We start from the raw sequence: 17,369 nt of genomic DNA on the forward strand, positions 1-17,369 counted from the left end.
GTACAGCCCAACCGGCGGACCGTGTGACGGGTGCACATGATCGGCCGAGGGCCGTTGTGCACGCCCACATCGCCTCAAGCCGAGGGGCGCTTCTCAGGGCGTCAGCAGCCGGTGCGCGGACAGCGCGAGCGACAACTCCATGACCTCTCGGGGGTGGTCCAGCGAACGCCCGGTCAACTGCTCATAGCGACGCAGCCGGTTGAGCACGGTGTTGCGGTGGCAGAACAGCAGCTCGCCCGCGCGGCGCGCCGATCCTCCGCCCTCCAGCCAGGCGGCCAGTGTCGTCAGCAGCATCTCCCGGTCGGCGGACTCCAACGCCAGGACCGGCCCGAGCATCCGGTCGGCGAGCGCGGCGGCGAGATCCGGGCAGGACACCACCAGCGCCTCCGGATAACGCTCGTCCAGCAGCGCCGCCTCACCGGCGGCCGGGCGGGTGCGCAGTGCCGTGTCGGCGAGCCGGCGGGCCGTGTTCACCGCGGCGAGACCGGACACGGCGGGGCTGACCCCGGCCCGTGCGCCGGGCGGCACCTCCAGCTCGCGCACCAGCCGCTCCGCGCCCGCGTCGCCGAGCAGCACGATGGCGTGGGCAGTGCCCTCCGCCGCATGCCAGACCGTGCGAAGTCCCGCGCACACCGCGGCAGGATGCGGCGCCCGGGACGAGGCGTCGGCGTCCTCCAGCGCCACGACCGCGTAACGCCCCTGCTCGGGCAGGCCGAGGACCTCCTCCGCCTCGGGGAAGTCGCTCACCCGGGCGGTGCCGTCGAGCAGGGCCGCCACGATGATCCGGTAGCGGTTCTCCCGGTGCCAGGAGAGCTGCCGCTCAACCTCCTGATACGCCGTGGCGACGAGGGTGCAGTGCTCGTCGACGAAGTTCCATACGTCGGCGGCGACATGGACCAGCGACTGCGCGCCGAGCGGATCCTCCTTCGAGGCGGTCTCCAGGAGCTGCTCCCATACGACGGTGCAGCCGATGCGGTACGCGTGCAGCAGCGCGTCCAGCGGAAAGCCCTGGGCGGCGCGGTCGGTACCGATCCGCCACGCGCAGGACCTGGCCGATTCGCGCGTCTCCTTCGGGTGCACCAGCGAGCGCACATTGTTGCTGAGCGAGTCGTGGACCTCCCGCCACACCTCATGCGGGTCGAGGGAGGGCGACCGGTAGGCGGGCTCCCGCTCCTTCATCAGCGCGACGATACGGTCCGCCAGCCGGGGCACCTCCTCCATGAGCACCCGGGCGGCGCGGTGCAGCAGCGCCACGGTCTCGGCATCGGCCCGCGACCGGATCGGCGGACGGGCGGCGGGCATCCGGGGCGGCGTCCGCACCCGGTCGGCGGACAGGCGAGGGGCGGGGCGGCCCTTGGCGGGGACGGAAGCGCGGGAGCCGGTGACTGGGTGCATGAACGTTCCTCCACCTGTGACGGGCAATGCGCAGCTCGACGCGGCAGCGTGAGGCCACGGCCAGGTTAGATACCAGAGCCTGCCCCGCTATTGCACCATCGACATACCGGCGGGTCGGTGGCTTCCGCGAATTCTCCTGTGCGCTGCTCACATCCGTTCGGGCGCCGAGACCCCGAGCAGCCGCAGCCCGTTGCGCAGCACCCGCCTGCCGGCCTCCGTGAGCCACAGCCTGGCCCGGGTGCGGTCGTCCGGGTCCTCGCCTGTCCGCGGCAGGACGCGGCAGGCGTCGTAGAAGCGGTGGTAGGTGCCGGACAGCGCCTCCAGGTAGTGCGCCACCCGGTGCGGCTCGCGCAGTGTGGCGGCGGTGGCCACAACCTGCGGGAATTCGGCCAGCATGCCCAGCAGATCGGTCTCCCGCTCGTGGGTGAGCCGGGAGGGGGCGAAGTCCTCCGGTGTGCCCTTCCCGGTCCCGGCTTCCTCCGCCCTGCGCTGCACGGCGCACAGCCGGGTGTGCGCGTACTGGACGTAGTAGACGGGGTTGTCGTTCGACTGCCGGGTGAGCAGGTCGATATCGAGGTCGATCATCGCGTTCACGCTGGCCCGCGCGAGCGCGTACCGAGCGGCGTCCACGCCGACCGCCTCGACCAGATCGTCCAGGGTGAGGACCGCGCCCGCCCGCTTGCTCATCCAGACCGGCTCCCCGTCCCTGACCAGGTTGACGAGCTGACCGATCAGGATCTCCAGATGCGTGTCCGGATCGTCGCCGAAGGAGGCCGCCATGGCCCGCATCCGGCCCACATAGCCCGCGTGGTCGGCGCCGAGCATGATGACGACCCGTTCGAAGCCCCGGGACCGCTTGTTCAGGTAGTACGCGCAGTCCGCGGTGAAGTACGTCCAGGAACCGTCGCTCTTCACCAGAACCCGGTCCTTGTCGTCACCGAAGTCCGTGGTGCGCAGCCACATCGCGCCCTCGTCCTCGAAGACGTGACCGCCTTCCCGCAGGCGGGCGACAGCGGCGTCCAGGTCGCCCTGGTCATGCAGGTCCTTCTCGTTGAAGTAGACGTCGAAGCGGGTACCGAACGCGGCGAGCGACGTCTTGATCTCGTCGAACATCAGCGCCGTGCCCACCGCCCGGAAGGCGGCGAGGGCCGCGGAAGACAGCGAATATGCGGGCGGGCCGCTACTCCCTGCCGGCCGAAGCCCGCGGAAAACGCCAAGAGGTCCATACGACGATCGCGGCGGCCACCTCCGAGAAGGTGGCCGCCGCTCCCCCGTCGGCCGTGCCGACGCATGGCTCCCAGGCTTACCAGCCCTTGGTCACACGGTGAGCCGTCAGGGATCCGCAGTTCGATCCGTACGTCCAGGTGGACTGGTTCTCGATGCCCCCGGCCCAGTCCACGCACTTACCGCGCCCGTCGCCGTACACCGGGCCCGCGTACGAGGTGTACGCGCCGCCGTCCTCGGCCGACTCGTCGGCGCCCTGAACGTACAGGTAGGCGAACATCGGAACCGCCTTGCCCGTGGTGTTCCGGACGGTGACCACGCAGTTCTTGCCCTTGGCGGAGTTGTAGGTGAGGAAGACGGTGCCCTTGGAGCCGATGGGCGCCGAGTTCACCACCTTGTACCCGCTGCCGCACACCCCGTTGTAGGCGGCCGTGGTGACGGCCGATGCCTGCGGCGTCAGGGCCACGGTGCCCGCGATGGCGGTGGCGAGCACCGCGGTGGCGGCCATACGGCGAGAAAGATTCATTTGTCCCCCTTAATGATTCTTCATGGGCGTAGGCGCTGTTTGCGTCTGCCTAGGGAGACATGCTGGGGTCACGGATGGTTGTACGGCATTGCACGCCTGCTTCCGGCGGCCGTTGAACGCCCCATCCGGGCTTCCCGTATTCGACGGGACGGGCGACGCGCCCGTCCCGTCGCACCGACTCGGAGGGCCGCACCGGATGACCTCGTATCGCACCGCCGCCGTGGGCGCTCTTCTCGGGGCCCTCCCCTGTCTGTTCACGGCGCTGGCCGCTCAGCCCGCGCAGGCGCACGGGGCGCCGACGGACCCGGTGAGCCGGACGTTCGCCTGCTCCCCCGAGGGCGGGGGCGCGGCGCGGTCGGCGGCGTGCCGGGCGGCTCGGGCCGCCAATGGTCCGGAGGCGGCGGACTGGGACAACCTGCGTATCGCGGGAGTGGCGGGTCGGGACCGGGAGCGGGTCCCGGACGGGAAGCTGTGCAGCGGGGGCCTCGAGGCATACCGGGGGCTGGATCTGGCGCGCGCCGACTGGCCTTCGACGCGGCTGTCGGCCGGGGCCGATCTCACGCTCACCTACCGGTCGACGATCCCGCACACGGGGACCTTCGAGCTGTATCTCACCAAGGAGGGCTACGATCCCGCGCGGCCGCTGAAGTGGTCGGACCTGGAGGCGAAGCCGTTCGCCACGGCCAAGGACCCCGCGCTGGTCGACGACGCGTACCGCATCAAGGCCACGCTGCCCGCCGACCGGACCGGCCGTCAGCTGCTCTATACGATCTGGCGGAACACCAGCACCCCGGACACCTACTACTCCTGCTCCGATGTGGTGCTGGGCTCCCGAGCCCCCTCGTCGGATGCTCCCTCGTCGGAGGCCGCCACCCCGCCGTCCCGCACCGCCGCCCCGCCGTCCCGGGACGCCGCGGCGGCCTCCCGCGCCACCTCCGCCACGTCCGAGGAGGACGACGGCGACAGCACTCCGGTGCTGCTCGCCGGTGGTGCGTCCGTGCTGGTGCTCGGCACGGGTGTCGTCGCCACCGTACGGCGGCGACGCCCGAGCCGCTGACGGGCTGCTGTCACCGGTAGCCGTGGCGGGCCGTGACGTGGCGCGGGTAGTAGCGCTCGTCGGGCGCGGGCCGGTACTCCTTCCAGCGCGGGGTGTCACCGGTGGGCTGGTCGCCGAGGACCGTCACCCGCTGTCCCCTGCGGGGTTCCGTGTAGTCGTTGACGGCCAGGTGCTGGGTGGCGCGGTTGTCCCACATCGCGACGGCGCCGGGCTGCCAGCGGTAGCGGCAGTTGAACCGGGGCGACTCGGAGTGCTCGAAGAGGTACTGCAGCAGGGCATCGCTCTCCGGGCGGCTGAGCTGCGGGATGTGCGAGGTCCACATGCGGGTGACGTACAGGGAGCGCCTGCCGGTCTCGGGGTGGATCCGCACCACGGGGTGTTCGGCGGAGTGCTCGCCGGTCTGCGGTGTGTTGAGAACATGGACGGCGGTGAGGCCGTCGAGGAGTTCGCGCATCGGCTCGGAGAGCGTCTCGTAGACCAGGTACTGGTTGCTCCACATGGTGTCTCCGCCGGAGGCGGGACACACCTGCAGATGAAGGATGGAGGCGACCGGCGGATTGGGCTGGAAGGTCACGTCGATATGCCACTCGTCGGCCTTGGCGCCCTGGTCCGCGTCCAGGACCACGATCTCGGGATGGCCCTCGACCTTGGGCAGGAACGGATGGACCTCCAGTTCCCCCAGCCGCCGTCCCAGGGCGATATGCGCCTCCGGGGTGAGGTGTTCCTGGTCCGGGAAGAAGACCACGAGGTGCTTGAGCAGCAACTCGTGGATCTGTTCGAAGAGTTCGTCGGTGAGCTCGGTGAGATCGACACCGCGGATCTCGGCGCCGAGTGCTCCGGAGACGGGGGTCACCATCAATTCGGAAGTGGGCATGCGGTAAACCGTCCTCACATGGGTTGCGGTCGGCCGGCCGGGGCGGTCGGCACTCGGTGGGCGCGCGGATCGGGGAGGAGGCCGAGCTGCTGCAGCCGGTCCAGCGCGGTCAGCGGGCGCGGGCCGAGGCCCGACATGTTGTGGGTGACGGTGTGCAGCAGCCGGGGGTTGGCGCCGGTGTGACGAACGGCCCGACGCCCGAGGACCCGGCCGCGCCACGACAGATCGGTGACCATCCGCGCCGCGTTGCCGCTGGTCCTGGCCGCCTGGGTGAGAAGGGGAAGCTGCCGCTCGTGGTAGTCGCGCAGCGCGGCGTCCACCACCGCGGCCGACATCCGGCCCATACGCTCCAGATGGCCCGACAGTCGCTCGGCGAGGGCACCGGCGCTGGTGATGGCGGTGTTCATGCCCTGCGCTGCCATCGGGTGGACGGCGTACGCGGCCTCGCCGACGAGCGCCAGTCCGCGGCCGGACAGCCGGGGCGACAACAGCGTTCCGACGGGCAGCGTCTGACGGCTGCCGAGATGGGCGAGCAGGGACGCGGTCAGCGGCTCCAGCGCGGGCACCTGGGACAGCGCCCGGGCGGCCCAGTCGGCCAGTCCCCCACGTGCCGTGACGCCGCGCAGCTCATCGGGCCCGGCCTGGAGGTAGAGCCGCAGCCGGCCGCCCGGCAGCGGATAGAGCAGCCGCAGCCCCCGGTCGGTGACATACGCGGAGAAGTCGTCGGCCCGTGCGGCCGCGTCGGCGTCGCCGATGTCGAAGGAGACCAGCCGGTGCGGATAGTCGGCCCGTTTGGCCTCGATGCCCGCCCAGGACCGCAGCCGTGAGGAGATGCCGTCGGCGGCGACCACGAGTGGCGCCCGCTGCTCGTAGACCCTGCCGCCTTCGGTCAGCCGCAGTCCGGTGATCCGGCCGGAGTCGTCGCGCAGCGGCGCCTCCGCGCGGACGCCCCGGCGCAGTTCGACACCCGGCCCGAGGCTCTCGGCCAGGGCGGCGAGGATCGCGGTGTGGTCATGGGCCAGCAACCACTGGTCAGGGGCGGGCAGTTGGCCGTAGTCGAGGGACATCAGCGCGGTGCCTCGCGGATCGCGGACGACCAGCCGTCCGAGCCGGACCGCCCCCTGCGCGTCGAGCCGCTTCTCCACGCCCCAGGAGCGCAGCAGGCGCAGCGCACCCGGCTGGAGCACCTCTCCCTTGGCAATCGGACGGACCTTCGGCTGCTTGTCGACCACCAGGACGTCCAGTCCGAGGCCGCCGAGCGCGCGGGCCGCCGCGAGACCGCCGACGCCCGCCCCGCACACGAGCACATCGGGGGTCATTTCCGGCCTCCTTCGCCGGTGCCGGTGGTGCCGGTGCTGCCGGGGGTTGTGCCGGTTGCGCCGGTGGCTCCCGCAGCTTCCGCCGCCTCCACCGAGCGGTAGTGGGCGAGGGCCCGCAGCGCCAGGCCCGCCGCGATGCCGTCGTCGGCATAGCGGGCACAGCCGCGGACGTACTCGTTGACCGGGCCCGGGGTCCAGCCGCCGTCCGCCCGCTGCGCGTCGACGAGCCATCGGGCCGCCGCCGCGGGGGCCGGGTCGGCGGGGCTCAGCCCTGCGGCCAGCAGCCCGCGCAGTGCCCAGGCGGTCTCCTCGACGGTGCCCGGCCGGGTGCCCTCGCCCGTGCTCCACGAGCCGTCGGGGTGCCGGGTGCGCAGCAGCCAGTCCCTGGCCCGGGCCGCCGCCCGGTGGTGTTCCCCGGTGCGGCCCGCCCGGCTGAGCGCCTCCAGCGCCGCGGCGGTGCCGGGGGTGCCCCCGCGGTACCACATGGCCTCGAACGATCCGTCGGGGCGCTGCCGGCCGAGCAGCCAGCGCACCGCCTTGGCCACGCGCGGGTCGTCGGCCCCGGCCCCCGAGTCGAGCAGGGCGCCGACGACCTTGGCGGTCATCTGGGGGCAGGGCCCGAAGCCCCCGGGTTTGCTGTTCCGTACGGCCAGGCTCCAGGACCCGGCCGCGTCCTGGGTGGCGGTCAGCCACGCCAGTCCGGCGCGGACGTGGCGGTCGTCCGCGCCGCCGGGCAGCTTCAGCAGGATGGCGCTGGACTCGGCCGTCTCCAGGGCCATCGGCCAGCTGCGGGGGCTGGAGAACCCCCAGTAGCCGGCCGGGCAGCCGAGGGCGTCGAACGTCTCGGGCTGCTGGTGGCGGTGGAGCATCTCGCGGGTGCCGATCAGCTGCGGGTCGTCGGCGTAACCGGCTTCGAGCAGCGCGGCGGTGGCGAAGTTCGTCCAGGTCACATCGAGCGGCATCAGATCCCAGGAGCCGTCGGGGTTCGCCGCCGAGCGGAGCCAGCGGGCGGCGGCGCGGACCAGGCCGGGCGCCTGGCCGGAGCGGGCGAGGCCCAGGCAGATGAGTCCGGTGAGCCAGGGGTCGGTGCTGAACCCGCCGGTGGCGCCCTCGCGTTCGTACGCGTCATGGATGATCGCCAGGGCCCTCGGCCGGGCCATCCGGTCCAGGGCGCGGCCGGCCGGGCCGCGGCGGCGGTGTGCGGACTGGGCGAGCGCCTGGCTCGCGTAGATGGGCAGCCGCAGGCTCAGCAGGCGGCGGCTGAGGCCGGGGAAGAGCAGCAGTTCCAGGGGGAGTCGGCGCTGGGCTCCCTCGTGGGGCAGTCCGGCGAAGGTGTGGAACTGACGGATGAGGGCGGTCATCGCGGGTTCCGGGACGGCCCCGGAGCCGCCGAGCTCGTCGAACCGGGCCCGTGCGGCGTGTACCGCCGACGCCGCCCGGCGGGGGGCGAGCAGGTGGAGCGTCGCGGCGGCGAGCGCGGTGGTGAGGGGTTCGGTCGGCACCCCTTGCATGGCCCAGCCGCCGTCGTCCCGCTGCGTCTCGCACAGCCAGGTGACACCGCGCTCGATGGTCTCGGCCGAGCCCTCCGGATCGGCGAAGTGCAGTGCGGTGAGGGCTCCGGCGGTGTTCAGCGGGGAGGCGTGGTGCGCGCCGAAGACGAAGGCGCCGTCGTCGCGCCGGTGGGCGAGGAGTGCCTCGGTACCGGCGGTGACGGCCGTGCCGACGCTCTCGGTCAAGGCGGAAGCGGGCATGGGAGCGGACCCTTCTGCTGGTGGCGCGCGGTGGTTCAGGGGCGTGGATCGGGGAGGGTGGGCCCGCCGTCGGCCAGGGGGGCGGGGAATTCATGCCGCGACCGCATCCGGCTCTGGGTGATGACGCTGACCGTGAGGAGCGGCGTCAGCAGCGCCAGGGCGGGTGCCGCGCCGGCGCCCGCGGCCACCACCGCCGCGGCCAGCACCAGGCGTTCGGCGACGAGGACGGCGTGGGCGCGCAGCGCCAGCGCGGGGGCGAGGTGCCCCGGTGATCGCAGCAGCAGCCCGAAGGCGCCCGCGCCGCACAGCGCCGCCGCCGACAGCAGCACGAGATAGCCGGCCGTGTCCCCCGGCACCAGCCCGGTGGCGGCGCAGGCCACGGCCACGGCGGCCAGATACAGCGCGGCCGCGGTGTGGGTGGCGCGCCGGACGCCCTGGCGGACCGGCACGGTGGCGTAGCCTCCCTCGCGGTCGCCGTCGACGTCGCGGAGGGTGCCGACGAGGTTGGACGCGGTGTCATGGGCCAGGAAGACCAGGGCGAAGGGCAGCGCCCGCCACGGTGGCCACGGCTGGACGGCCATCGCGCCGAAGAGCACGGTGAGAGCGGTCAGCACGCCCCGGATGAGATTGCCCGACAGGCCACGCCCCTTGAGCACCCGGCTGTAGGCCACGATGCCCGCCATCGCGGCGGCGGCCACGGCCACGGCGCGCCAGTTGGCCCACAGGGCCAGCGCGGCCACGGCGATGGCGCATCCGATGCCCGTGGCCACGGCGGCTCGTGGGCTCAACCGGCCGGAGGGGATGGGGCGTTGGGGCTTGCTGAGCGCATCGAGGTCACGGTCGTAGTAGTCGCCGAGGTAGTGGCCGGCGATCCAGCCGAGGGTCGGCGCGGCCCAGGCCACCAGCAACTGCCCCGTGGCGGGGTGTGATCCGGCGAGGGTGGCTCCGGCGAGGCCGACGAGCCCGGGATACCACAGGGTGTACGGGCGCCAGGTCTGCAGATGGGCCAGGAGTGCGGTGCGCGGGGCCGCCACGGCGTCACCGGTCCCGGCTGACCGACAGATCGGCCACCGCCGCGAGTACGGCGGTGGCCCGGGAGCGGGGCAGCTCCGCCAGACAGGACGTGGCCCGGTCCGCCTGGGCGGTGGCCTGGTCCCGCGCGGCGTCGAGCGCGCCGGTCGTCTCCAGCAGTTCGTGCACCGTCCGCAGCGCGTCGGCGGCGGGCAGGGCGCCGCCGAGCGCCGCCGCCAGCCGGGCGCGGCCAGGGGCGCCGGCCATGGCGTGGCAGAGCAGGACGGGGAAGGTGGGGCGGGCGGCCGCGATGTCGCTGAGGGCGGACTTGCCGGTGGTACCGGGGTCGCTGGTGTACGGCAGCAGGTCGTCGTGCATCTGGAAGGCCAGCCCCAGATGTTCGGCGTAGGCGGTGAGCGCGTGCTGCTGGGCGGGGGTTCCGCCGCCCAGGATCGCCCCGCCCCGGCAGGCGGCCCGGAACAGCGCCCCGGTCTTCAGGGAGCTCATGGTGAGGTACCGGTCGAGTCCGCAGCCGAGGTCGCCGCGGAGTTCGCCCTCCATCGCCTGGCCGCGGCACAGGTCGACGCCCGCCCGGGCGAAGACCCGCACGGCGCCCAGGACCCGGCCCGGCGGCAGTCCGCCGGCCTCTTCGGCGCCGTCGGTGAGCACGCCGAACATGCCCAGCATCAGGGCGTCCCCGGTGACGATGGCGTCGGCGGTGCCGTAGCGCGCCACGATGGACGGACGGCCCCGCCGCATCGCGTCGCCGTCGATGACATCGTCGTGGACGAGGGATCCCACATGGAGGTACTCCACGCTCAGCGCGGCCGGGACGACGGCGGGTCCGCCGCCGCCCACCGCCTCGGCCGACTCCATGAGCAGCAGCGGGCGCAGCAGCTTCCCGGCCGGGAGCAGGGCGTACCGGGAGATCTGGTGGAGGCGTTCGGCTTCCGGGGGCCAGCGCCGGTCGAGCTCGCGCAGCAGGAGCTCCACGGTCGGCGCGGCCTCCGCCAGCGGGTCGGCCACATCGGTGACCGCGACGTCGGGCCGGGTCATACGGACGCCTCCCGGTACTTCCCGGCGAGCTCCGCGAACGCCTGGTTGGCGGCGGGCTCGGCGACGGTCACCCGTACCCCTTCGCCCGGTTTGCCGCAGACCACCACGCCGTGGTCCGCGCAGAACTGGGTGAAGCGCTCCACACCGGAGGTCATGGGCAGCCACAGGAAGTTGCCCTGGCTCGCGGGCACCTCCCAGCCCTGGTCGAGCAGGGTCCGGTGGAGCCGGTCGCGCTCCTCGGCGGTCTCGGCGCACTGCCGGAGCACCTGCTCCTGGGCGCCGAGCGCGGCGATGGCGGCCTCCTGCGCCACGGCGCTCACCCGGTAGAAGGGCAGCACGGAGCGGAGCGGGGCGAGCACGGGCTCATGCGCCACGAGATAGCCGACCCGCAGGCTGAGCAGCCCGTACGACTTGGAGAACGTCCGCACCACACAGACCCGTTCATCGGCGCGGTGCAGGGCGATGCCGTCGGCGACGCCGCCGCGGTCGGCGAAGTCCCGGTACGCCTCGTCGATGACGACGGTGACATGTGCGGGGAGCCGGTCGAGGAAGCGAAGGATCCGCTCCTGGTCCAGCGCGGTGCCGGTGGGGTTGTTGGGGGTGCACAGCAGGACCATGCGGGTGCGGTCGGTGACGGCGTCGGCCATCGCCTTCAGATCGTGGTCGTATCCGGTGAGCGGCACCCGGACGGTGGTGGATCCGGCGTTGGCCGCCATCATGGGGTACGCCTCCCACGAGGGCCAGGCGTGCACCGTGTCCGTATCCGGTCCGGTGAGGGTGGAGAACAGCTGCTGGAGCAGCGCGCCGGAACCCGGTCCGGCCAGCACATGTTCCGGGCGCACTCCCAGATGTCCGGCGAGGGCCTGACAGAGCCCGGTGCCGAGGGCATCCAGGGTACGGTGGGCGGTCCGCGCGGTGCGCAGGACGGCGTCCACCACTTCGGGGAGCGGGGGATGAACGGTTTCGTTGAGCGACATCTGGTGGAAGGGATTGTTCTCCGCGACCACCGGAGTCATGCGATTCCAGCCATCATGCATCGGGCACCATCCATCCATTCCAGCGGGGGATTCGGGCGGAGGGAGGAAAGTCACCGCGCCCGGGTCCCTTTGCCGGTCCGGCCGGATCGGTGGGGAGGAAACCGTCGTGGGCGGGCTGCGACCGTACGGTCAGCCAGTGCGGGTGGGGCCGTGTCCGATCGGTCAGTTCAATGAGCGGGTGCGGGCGAAATCCGTCACGATGATTTTGACGGTCTCTCGATCACGCGTCCAATTAGAGTCTTACGGGAATTGATAAACGATTTTTATCGTCCTGTAGTGATCGATCTTCGCCAGCTCACCGTACTCGCAGAGGTCTGTCGCGCCGGCTCGTACAGCGCCGCGGCGGACCGCCTCGGTTACACCCAACCCGCCATCAGCTATCACATGCGCGCGCTGGAACGTGCCGTGGGCGTGCCGCTCACGGTCAAGGCGGGGCGGGGGGTACGGCTCACGCCCGCGGGCCACAGACTCGCCGAGCGCGCCCAGGACGTGCTGGCCGGGCTGCGGGATGTGGAGAACGAGTTCGAGGCACTCGCCGCGCGCACCCGTGGCCGGGTGCGGATGTCCTCGGTGCAGAGCGTCTGTGTCGCCGTGCTGCCCGCGGCGCTGGCCAGGCTGGGCGCCTCACGTATCGAGGTGGAGGTGGAGCTGGGCCAGACCGACTCCCAAGACGCGCACCGACTGCTGGACGCGGGCGAGACCGATCTGGCCATCGTCGCCGACGATGAGACGGGAGACGCCTCGGGGACCGATGACACCCCGCTGCGCCGCGTCCCGCTGCTGGTCGACCGCCGCCATGTGCTGCTGCCGCGGGGCCATGCGCTCGCGGGGCGGCGCAGCGTCCGCCTCGCCGATCTGTCGCGGGAGCGGTGGATCCTGGAGCGGGACCGCGAGCGGCTGCTGCGGCGCTGCGCGGAGGCGGGGTTCGAGCCCCGGGTGGTGACCACGACCGATGACCAGGCGACGACCCTCGGCCTGGTGGGCGACGGGGTGGGCATCGCCCTGATGGACGGCCTCGGTCTGCTCCCCCGGCCCGATCCGCGGGTCGAGCCGCGCCCGCTGGACGACTGGCCCCGGCGCCACGTCTGCGCGCTGCTGCGGCCGGAGGCGGCGCGGGTGCCGGCGGTGGCCGCCTTGCTGGAGGCACTGCGGGCGGTGGCCATCGAGCAGTCGGGGGAGGTCGCCGAGGCGGCGACGGCCTGACGCCGGACCTATCCCGGAGCCGGCCCATCCAGACGCCCGAGCCGGCCCATCCGTACGCCGGATCTGCCTCATCCGCACACGGGAGCAGCTATCTCATCCGGCGCCGGCCAGGCTCAGGGCCCGGGCGCCGGGGGCGCAGCTCTCGCGGAGGGCGGCCAGTTCGGCGGGCGGCAGGGTCGCGGCGGCCGTGCCCCGGCGGTCGCCGTCGAGCAGGGCGCTTCCGGCCGCCAGCCACTCCGGGAGGGGTTCCACGCCGAGGTGGTGAGCCAGCCGGGTGAGCTCGCGCTCGGGCGCGTCGAGCAGGCTCTCGTACGACAGGGACATCCGGATCGCGGCGGGGAGCCGGGACAGCTGCGCCAGCCCCTCCACGATGGTGTGCGACCACAGCCGGCCGAACTCGGCGACGGGTACGGACCGTTCGTACAGCGGGCGCAGATCGGCGTCATCGTCGCTGAGCAGCGCCTCGAGACCGGCCGGAAGGTCCTCGGTGGTCTCGGCGCGCTCCGCCATCAGCTGGATCAGCCGGAACCCGGGGTGGCGGCTCATGGAGAGCGCGCAGTCGGCGCCGTCCCGGTGCAGGTGGACGAACCGGGCCTCGGGAAAAACCTCCCGCAGCCGGGGCACCGACCGCAGCGAATAACCGGAGCGCTCCACGACGGCCCGCCGGCCGAACCGCTCCCCCAGCAGGCCGAACAGCGCCCGGTAGTGATCGGCCACCGGCGCTGCGGGCCGCCGGGACAGCTCCGGCTCCAGCGCGTCGAACAGCGCGTCGGGGTCGTCGGTGAGATGAGGCAGCGTCATCATGCACAGGGCCGGAATGCCACCGCCCGCCACCGAGAACCGCCCCTTGACATGCGGATACCGGTACTCCGGCAGCGGGATGCCATCGCGGATGACGCGATTGGCGAACGACCGCGGGGTGGCGAGAATCCGCCAGAACTCCGCCCCGGTCAGCGGCGCCTCGGGAAGCGCGTCCGGCTCCAGTGCGGCGATCAGCTCGCTCACGCTGAGCAGATCCGGGTGCAGCCGCAGGACACGCGACAGAGCGGTCGAACCGCATCGTCCGGTCCCCACGACGAAGGTCAGCTGCCGTAACGTCACCCCAGGTGCCCCTTCCGTCTCGACAACTACCGCCGTTGTCTACCCATCGCCGCCATCGCGCATCCCCGGCCACTTTCGTCACGGACAGGGTCCGCCGCCACGGGTGGAGTGCGCCCGCGCTCTTGAGGTCGGCTCTGCGTGACCGTACGTTCCATCGGACGGCCACCACAGGACACGCCCCCCACACCGCGGGGTCCGACACTGGGTCCGTCACCGCACCTTCAAGACCTTGGAGGAGCCATGCCCGCACCTGTGTTCAGCCGCCGTCACGGTATGCGCGTCGCGGCCGCGGCCGCCACCGCGCTTCCGCTCGCCTCCCCGCCGCAGTACGTGGCCACGGCGGCCACCGCCGCCCCGGTCACCCCCGCCGACGGTCCGCGGCTGGCCGCCATGACCTTCAATCTGCGCTACGCCGGCGACAGCGAGCCCAACTCCTGGGGCCGGCGCCGCCCGGTCATGCGGGAGCTGCTGCGCCGGGCCCGGCCCCATCTGCTGGGCACTCAGGAGGGGCTGTACGGCCAGCTGCGCGATATCGCCCACGACCTCGGACAGCGCTACGCATGGATCGGCACCGGGCGGATGGGGGGCAGCCGCGACGAGTTCATGGCCGTCTTCTACGACACCGGACGGCTCGAGCCCGTGGAGTACGACCACTTCTGGCTGTCCGACACCCCGAATGTGATCGGCTCCAATACCTGGGGCGGGGCCGTGGTCCGGATGGTCACCTGGGTGCGGTTCCACGACCGGCGGACCGGCAAGGAGTTCTACGCCCTCAACACCCATCTGGACCACCGCAGCCAGAACGCCCGTGAGCGCGCCGCCGCACTGATCACCGAGCGGCTCGGCGGGCTGGACTCCGCACTCCGCCGCATCGTGACCGGCGACTTCAATGTGGCCGCCCATGGCAACCCGGTCTACGACGCCATGCTGAACGGCGGCACGCTGGTGGACTCGTGGGACACCGCCGAGCGGCGCGGCCCGCTGTACGGGACGTTCCACGGCTTTGGCCCGCTGGTCCCGGACGGCGACCGGATCGACTGGATCCTGACCTCACCCGGTGTGCGCACCCACCACGCCGTCATCGACACCTACTCCGCGGACGGCCAGTACCCCAGCGACCATCTGCCGGTGCGGACCGTCCTGGAGCTGTGACGCGAGACGGCCGCGCCGGACGCCGTGATCCCGTCGATCCGCTCCCCCCGGGGGGCGGATCGAGCGGTTCGCCGCGCTGTGCGCCGTCCTCGCCGCGTTCGTAAGGGGCGCTCAGCGGCTGGATGCCGCGACGGAGATCCCCCGCAGCCGCAGCAGGGCGGCCACGGCCAGCAGGGCCACACAGCCCGTGAAGATGAGCCCGGCGGACCGCAGCCCGACCGCGACCGACAGCGCCCCCACGCCGATCACCGGAATCGAGATCGCCAGATACATCAGCACGAACAGGGCCGAGGTGACCTCGGCACGACGGTCGGCCGGGCTGCGCTCCGTCACCACCCGTACGGCGGCGAGGAACGACAGCCCCTGACCCGTCCCCGCGATCACGGCGCCCAGCACCAGCAGCTCCAGTGACGCGATCGCCAGCGAGACCGCGATGGCCGCCATACCGGCCACCAGCACCGCACACCCGCCGGGCAGCGACCGCCCCGGGCCCAGCCGCCGCCCCAGCGCCTGCCCGGCGACCGAGGCGGCGAACACGGAGAACACCACGGCACCGGCCACCGCGAGATTGCTCTCCCCCTCCACCTCGCTCAGGAACGTGGGCGACACCGAGGTGAACAGGCCCAGCGTGGCGAAGCCCGCGAACCCCGCCATGGCCGCGGGCGCGAACGTCGCGCGCATCTCCTTGGGTACCCGCAGCCGCTGCGGCGTCAGCGGCGGGCGGCCCCGGGTCCGTACGGTCTCCGGGAGAGCGAGCACCACGGCGGCGGCAACCGCCACCAGCACCAGGTCCACCACGAACACCAGCCTCAGCGGCGCCGGGGCGTACTGCGCCAGCACGCCCGCCAGCAGCGGACCGACACCGAGACCGCCCAGGTTGGCCCCGGTCGCGAGGAGAGTGGCGGCACGGCGCCGGCGCTCGGGGGCCAGCTCGATCACCATCACGGTGGCGGTGCCGGTGGCCAGACCGGCGGACAGCCCCGACAGGGTGCGGCCCGTGAACAGCTCCGGCAGTCCGCCGGCGAGGAGGAAGCACACCGCGCTCAGGCCCGACAGTGCCAGCGCGGCCAGCAGAACGGGCCGTCGCCCGATGAAGTCGGACATACGTCCGAGCAGCAGCAGCGCGACGATGACCCCCGCCGCGTACACGGCGAAAATCACCGTGACCACGAACGAGGAGAAGCCGAACTCCCGCTGGTAGAGCGAGTAGAGCGGGGTGGGCAGCGTCGTACCGCACATCGTGACCACGAAGGCGTAGGCGGCCGCGAGGAACGGCCATCCCTTGTCCACATCGCTGCGGCTTTCCATATGACCCGATTCCACCACACATCACCTGTCCGTCAAACGCGGTGGCGCGCCGCCGCCTTCCTGGCGGGTTACGTGCGGTAGCGGGGCATCCCGTCATTCGGCACTGATCGCATGCGGCAGGATGGCACCTCACGCCGGAGCCGTACACATGTACGCCCGGCGCAACCCGTACAACCCAGGCACGAGCAGGTGACAACGTGATCCCACAGAACTCCAGACCGGGGGCCGCACCGACGACCGCGGACCGCACGGCCGGTTCTGACGCGCTTTCCGGCATAGCGGGCGGTGGCCGATGAACCGGGCCCTGACGTTGCACGATGTCATCGTCGTCGGGGCGGCGCTGGTCTGCGGCGCGGCCGGTGGTGTGCTGTTGCGCGTGGCGCTGCGCTGGCTGGGTGAGCGGGCCCGCTCCACCCGGTGGAGCGGCGATGACATCATCGTCGACACGCTGCGCACACTGGCGCCGTGGGCGTCGATGGCCGCCGGTGTCGCCGCCGCGGCCGCCGCGCTGCCGCTGACCCCCACGGTCGGCCATGACGTCAATCAGACGCTGAAGGCCGTGCTGATCCTGGTCAGCACGGTCACCGCGGCGCGGGTGGTGGCCGGTATGGTGCGCTCGCTTGCGCTGTCCCGCTCCGGGGTGGCGGGAACGGCCACCATCTTCGTCAACATCACGCGGATCGCGGTGCTGGCGATGGGCGTGCTGATCCTGCTGGAGACGCTGGGTGTCTCGATCGCGCCGCTGCTCACCGCCCTGGGCGTGGGTGGTCTGGCGGTCGCCCTGGCCCTGCAGGACACCCTGGCCAATCTCTTCGCGGGGGTGCACATCCTGGCCTCCAAGACGGTGCAGCCCGGCCACTACATCCGGCTCAGCAGCGGGGAGGAGGGCTATGTGGTCGACATCAACTGGCGCAACACGGCGGTGCGGCAGCTGTCGGACAACCTCGTCATCATCCCGAACGCCAAGCTGGGCAACACCATCATGACCAACTTTCACCAGCCCGAGCAGCAGATGTCGGTCATGGTCCAGGCGAGGGTCGGCTACGGAAGCGATCTGGACCATGTCGAGCGGGTGACCATCGAGGTCGCCGGGAAGGTGATGTCCGGCGTCGAGGGCGGCGTCGTCGACCACGAGACGAGCGTGCGCTTCCACACCTTCGGAGAGTCCGGCATCGACTTCTCGGTGTTTCTGCGGGCCCTGGAGTTCAGCGACCAATACCTCATCAAGCATGAGTTCATGAAGGAGCTGCACCGCCGGTTCCGCGCCGAGGGCATCGAGATCCCGCTGCCCACGCGTACGCTCGTCCTGCCCGACCAGGACCGGCTGCCGCTGCCGGACCGTTCGGCGATCTGAC

Annotated in this window: 15 protein-coding genes; 4 read left to right on the plus strand and 11 right to left on the minus strand. The window is 72.4% G+C overall.

The annotated features are described in order from the left end of the window. Positions 1–93 precede the first annotated feature (93 nt). From ACFYOY_RS29905 to ACFYOY_RS29915, 3 genes are all read right to left on the minus strand, one after another. Complete coding sequence (locus ACFYOY_RS29905; protein WP_351885169.1) at positions 94–1,395, minus strand: helix-turn-helix domain-containing protein; 1,302 nt, start codon at positions 1,393–1,395, stop codon at positions 94–96. A 147-nt stretch (positions 1,396–1,542) separates the two neighbouring features. Next, positions 1,543–2,523 carry an arginine--tRNA ligase gene (locus ACFYOY_RS29910; protein ID WP_351885166.1) on the minus strand — a complete coding sequence of 327 codons (981 nt, stop codon included), beginning with the start codon at positions 2,521–2,523 and terminating at the stop codon, positions 1,543–1,545. 175 nt (positions 2,524–2,698) lie between these two features. Further along, positions 2,699–3,127, minus strand: a complete 429-nt coding sequence (locus tag ACFYOY_RS29915) for a spore-associated protein A (protein WP_388590655.1) — start codon at positions 3,125–3,127, stop codon at positions 2,699–2,701. A 214-nt stretch (positions 3,128–3,341) separates the two neighbouring features. On the opposite strand from ACFYOY_RS29915, the gene ACFYOY_RS29920 reads away from it, so the two are divergent. Next, positions 3,342–4,202: a lytic polysaccharide monooxygenase gene (locus ACFYOY_RS29920; protein WP_351885160.1), complete on the plus strand. Its 861-nt coding sequence runs from the start codon at positions 3,342–3,344 to the stop codon at positions 4,200–4,202. A 10-nt stretch (positions 4,203–4,212) separates the two neighbouring features. Here ACFYOY_RS29920 and ACFYOY_RS29925 read toward each other — a convergent pair whose 3' ends face one another. From ACFYOY_RS29925 to ACFYOY_RS29950, 6 genes are read right to left on the minus strand one after another with little or no spacing between them, the layout of a single operon-like run. Further along, positions 4,213–5,076: a TauD/TfdA family dioxygenase gene (locus tag ACFYOY_RS29925; protein ID WP_351885157.1), complete on the minus strand. Its 864-nt coding sequence runs from the start codon at positions 5,074–5,076 to the stop codon at positions 4,213–4,215. A gap of 14 nt (positions 5,077–5,090) precedes the next feature. Next, the gene (locus ACFYOY_RS29930) at positions 5,091–6,395 is read right to left on the minus strand and encodes an NAD(P)/FAD-dependent oxidoreductase (RefSeq protein ID WP_351885154.1); all 1,305 of its coding nucleotides are present in this window, start codon (positions 6,393–6,395) and stop codon (positions 5,091–5,093) included. Further along, complete coding sequence (locus ACFYOY_RS29935) at positions 6,392–8,146, minus strand: prenyltransferase/squalene oxidase repeat-containing protein (protein ID WP_351885151.1); 1,755 nt, start codon at positions 8,144–8,146, stop codon at positions 6,392–6,394. The genes ACFYOY_RS29930 and ACFYOY_RS29935 overlap by 4 nt, the downstream gene beginning before the upstream one ends. A 35-nt stretch (positions 8,147–8,181) precedes the next feature. Further along, on the minus strand, positions 8,182–9,180 hold the full coding sequence (locus tag ACFYOY_RS29940; RefSeq protein WP_351885148.1) for a UbiA family prenyltransferase: 999 nt from the start codon (positions 9,178–9,180) through the stop codon (positions 8,182–8,184). Positions 9,181–9,184: 4 nt separating this feature from the next. Then, entirely contained in the window at positions 9,185–10,213 is a 1,029-nt protein-coding gene (locus ACFYOY_RS29945; protein ID WP_351885145.1) for a polyprenyl synthetase family protein, read from the minus strand. Then, positions 10,210–11,229: an aminotransferase class I/II-fold pyridoxal phosphate-dependent enzyme gene (locus ACFYOY_RS29950; protein WP_351885142.1), complete on the minus strand. Its 1,020-nt coding sequence runs from the start codon at positions 11,227–11,229 to the stop codon at positions 10,210–10,212. Before ACFYOY_RS29950 ends, ACFYOY_RS29945 begins: the two co-directional genes overlap by 4 nt. Positions 11,230–11,526: 297 nt before the next feature. On the opposite strand from ACFYOY_RS29950, the gene ACFYOY_RS29955 reads away from it, so the two are divergent. Beyond that, positions 11,527–12,453, plus strand: coding sequence for a LysR family transcriptional regulator (locus tag ACFYOY_RS29955; RefSeq protein ID WP_351885139.1), 927 nt, complete (start codon positions 11,527–11,529; stop codon positions 12,451–12,453). A 93-nt stretch (positions 12,454–12,546) separates the two neighbouring features. Here the strand turns inward: ACFYOY_RS29955 and ACFYOY_RS29960 are convergent, their stop codons facing one another. Next, a complete protein-coding gene (locus tag ACFYOY_RS29960) occupies positions 12,547–13,554 on the minus strand; it encodes a sulfotransferase (protein WP_351885136.1) in 1,008 nt (335 codons plus the stop codon). Between the two features lie 240 nt (positions 13,555–13,794). Here ACFYOY_RS29960 and ACFYOY_RS29965 point away from each other — a divergent pair, with 240 nt between their 5' ends. Then, a complete protein-coding gene (locus ACFYOY_RS29965) occupies positions 13,795–14,706 on the plus strand; it encodes an endonuclease/exonuclease/phosphatase family protein (protein WP_388590629.1) in 912 nt (303 codons plus the stop codon). A 111-nt stretch (positions 14,707–14,817) separates the two neighbouring features. On the opposite strand, the gene ACFYOY_RS29970 is transcribed toward ACFYOY_RS29965, so the two are convergent. After that, positions 14,818–16,014: an MFS transporter gene (locus tag ACFYOY_RS29970; RefSeq protein WP_351885129.1), complete on the minus strand. Its 1,197-nt coding sequence runs from the start codon at positions 16,012–16,014 to the stop codon at positions 14,818–14,820. 292 nt (positions 16,015–16,306) lie between these two features. Here ACFYOY_RS29970 and ACFYOY_RS29975 point away from each other — a divergent pair, with 292 nt between their 5' ends. Next, the gene (locus tag ACFYOY_RS29975; RefSeq protein ID WP_351885126.1) at positions 16,307–17,368 is read left to right on the plus strand and encodes a mechanosensitive ion channel family protein; all 1,062 of its coding nucleotides are present in this window, start codon (positions 16,307–16,309) and stop codon (positions 17,366–17,368) included. Position 17,369: the final 1 nt, after the last annotated feature.

Source organism: Streptomyces sp. NPDC007875, from assembly GCF_042868035.1.
Taxonomy (GTDB): domain Bacteria; phylum Actinomycetota; class Actinomycetes; order Streptomycetales; family Streptomycetaceae; genus Streptomyces; species Streptomyces antimycoticus.